At 30.8% G+C, this 1,020-nt stretch carries 2 protein-coding genes; both read left to right on the top strand.

The window, feature by feature from the left end; translation table 11 throughout:
* A partial coding sequence (locus BAZSYMA_RS08595; RefSeq protein WP_090718003.1) for a DUF4329 domain-containing protein occupies window positions 1-415 on the top strand: 415 nt, incomplete at its 5' end.
* A gap of 14 nt (window positions 416-429) precedes the next feature.
* Entirely contained in the window at window positions 430-768 is a 339-nt protein-coding gene (locus tag BAZSYMA_RS08590; protein WP_143243180.1) for a hypothetical protein, read from the top strand.
* Window positions 769-1,020 lie beyond the last annotated feature (252 nt).

The raw sequence follows: 1,020 nt of genomic DNA, 5'->3' as shown, positions 1-1,020 counted from the left end.
TATGCGTCATGGTAGGACATTTAGTAATAGTCTTAAATTTAAAACCCAACATGATGCTGCATTTTATGCTTTAAAAATTAATTCTACTTCTATTTCTGAAAATAGGGAGTATGGTGGTTTGATTTATAGAAATTCAGATGGGTCTTATTCATATACTGGACCGATAGCAGGTGATCATGAGTCAGTGCAACCTATGGATGCACTAGCACCTAATGGCGCTAATGTAACGGCTTATTATCACACTCATGGAGCGTATGACCCAAAATACGACAGCGAAAACTTTTCTGATATCGATGGGAAAGAAGGAGATATTCCTCTTGCAATATTTAATGAAATAGACGCATATTTAGCGACTCCTAAAGGCAAGATTAAATATTATAATTATGCTAATGATGTAATTATTAGGTTACAATGATGAAGGGGATTACAATGATGAAGACGCTGTTTTTATTTATTTTTATTTTTATAAATACTCATGTTATGTCTAATATGGATAAATATATTGATTTTGATATTATAGAAAGTTATAAAAAACCTATAACAATGCCTGCTAAATATTTAGAAGTGTTTAGTGTTGTTTATAAAGATTTTTCTTCTTTCAAAAGTAATCAAATAGAAAGTTATATAGTTAACATATCTGAATCCAAAGATTTGTATATTATTAAATTTAGTATTCCACGGAAGCGACTCGTGGCGGGTGGAGGTTCTGGCTTTTATCACATAGATAAGCATACTATGAAAATTATTAAAGTTGAATTTTATAAATAAAAATTAAAAATAAAAGGGTAGAAGGGGTTGAGTAAAAGGGGACGCTACCCTTGGAGGATTATACTTAGTCAACCCTTAAAAACCACACAAAACATTGATTTATAACAATAAAACTAACAATAACCCTAGACAAATCAACCAACTTTTGTTAAAATACCTCTTATTCCTTGGTCGTTTTGCTTAAAAAAATGTTAACTAAATCTAGCCCAATATCCACCCAATCAAATCTTTTTCATTCAGAGCTCTTTTCTC

Source organism: Bathymodiolus azoricus thioautotrophic gill symbiont (genome assembly GCF_001298715.1).
In the GTDB taxonomy this organism is placed as follows: domain Bacteria; phylum Pseudomonadota; class Gammaproteobacteria; order PS1; family Pseudothioglobaceae; genus Thiodubiliella.
Note: the sequence above shows the minus strand (reverse complement) of the source record. Positions and strands in the feature narration are given on the sequence as shown.